Source organism: Butyricicoccus sp. (assembly GCF_050872565.1).
In the GTDB taxonomy this organism is placed as follows: domain Bacteria; phylum Bacillota; class Clostridia; order Oscillospirales; family Butyricicoccaceae; genus Butyricicoccus_A.
Genome location: NZ_JBNMHC010000439.1, coordinates 1 through 1,595, shown reverse-complemented (window position 1 = coordinate 1,595; position 1,595 = coordinate 1). Strand labels below are relative to the sequence as shown.

At 51.0% G+C, this 1,595-nt stretch carries 2 protein-coding genes; both read left to right on the top strand.

Annotated features, from left to right (window positions below):
- Window positions 1-1,063, top strand: a 1,063-nt coding sequence (locus ACR0P9_RS12295) for a helix-turn-helix transcriptional regulator (protein ID WP_432620561.1), incomplete at its 5' end; no start/stop codon positions are given.
- A gap of 174 nt (window positions 1,064-1,237) precedes the next feature.
- A partial coding sequence (locus ACR0P9_RS12290) for a hypothetical protein (RefSeq protein WP_432620559.1) occupies window positions 1,238-1,595 on the top strand: 358 nt, incomplete at its 3' end.

The following is a 1,595-nucleotide window of genomic DNA, read 5'->3' as shown; positions in this document are numbered from 1 at the left end:
TGTCCAGCAGCTCAAGGGCACGGCACAGCCGGATGAACAGAGTACGTTCCGCATTCGTGCGGCACTTGCGGTTCGCATCAAAGACTATGACAAGCGCGTGGCGATTCTTCCGATGGAACAGCAGGAACGCTTTCAGGCATCATTTTTGCAGGTCTGCCAAGACAGTGCCCGACAGGATCACTGTATTCGCAGCGCGCATGTGCGGCGGGAGTTATACGCTGTCGTCTTTGATTTTCGCAAGGGAGAAAGCCGGGCAGAGCGGCAGGAAGCACTGGCACAGGTGGCAGCGACTTTGGCACATAATACCGATCAGTATTTGGCGGCCGAAGTCCGCATTGGCATCAGCGATGCCCCGGATTTCGGCATGGAACCAGCTGCCTGCTGGGAAAGTGCGCTGGATGCTTTAGAGGCAACATTTTATGAACCGCAGGCGATTTGCTATGCGTGGCAGAGCCGTCCTTCGCATCGCGTGATTCCGGAAGAAGCGCGGACCTTTTGCGAAAATATCGCGGCGTACATGGAGCGGCGCGACGGCAATGCGATCCGTGCCGGATATGCACAGGCATTGGAGGCATTTGCTTCCCAGCACACCCAGTCTCATTTGATCAAAGAATGGATGATGCAGGCGCAGCGCAATGCAGGACTTCCGGTGCAGGAAGCACCGCAGCATTTTTCCGAGCTGGAAGGACAGGAACAGGCATTTCTGGCGTTTTGTGAAGAACTGCTGCCGGATCTGTCGCAGTACAGCGAGCCGGTAGCGCAGGCGATTCGATTCGTACAGAAAAATTATCAGGATAATATCTCGCTCAATGATGCATCGGATGCCGTCCATCTCAACGCGGCATATCTCAGCTTTATCTTTCATAAAGAGACGGATATTACATTTTCAGAGTACTTAACCTCGTGCCGCATCAATCGGGCGAAAGAACTGCTGCTGCAAACCGGAGAAAAGGTCAAAGAGATCGGCAGACAGGCGGGGTATCGAGACAATCGGCATTTTTGCAAGATGTTTAAGCGCGTCACTGGCATGACGCCGCAGGAATACCGCAAAATCAATGCTTGATTCTGGAAAATTTTTTGTGCAGATACCATAACAGCCAAGGCGAAAAAGCCTTGGCTGTTCATCTTTTGAGAAAATTAAGAAATCTTAAGGAAAAATATTGCGGAAATTCATGATTTTTTCATGGAATAGGTGCATAATGAAAAGACGAAAATCTTACGTGGAGGGAATAGAGCTGTGGTCAGAGTTAAAAATCGGCTGTATCAGTTTTTGACAGCAGTGACAGTGCTCGCTCTTCTGTGGTGTGGATACAGCACATGGCGGCGTGCACTCAAGGTTTTTCCAAAGGCGGTCTGTCCGAAGGGCGAAAAAACACTGCTGATTCTCGGCGGCATTGTTTTGTTGGTGGGAACATGGCAAGTTCTGTTTGCAGCGATTGACCGTATGAGCCGACGCAGACGCATGGTGTGTGCTGCTTGCCTGTTCGCCGTGATGATTGCTATATATGCCGGTATGATTTCGGTTTTGCATATCGTTCCGCGCAATGACAGCCATTCGATGCTGGATCAAGCACTGTACATGGCGCGAACCGGCA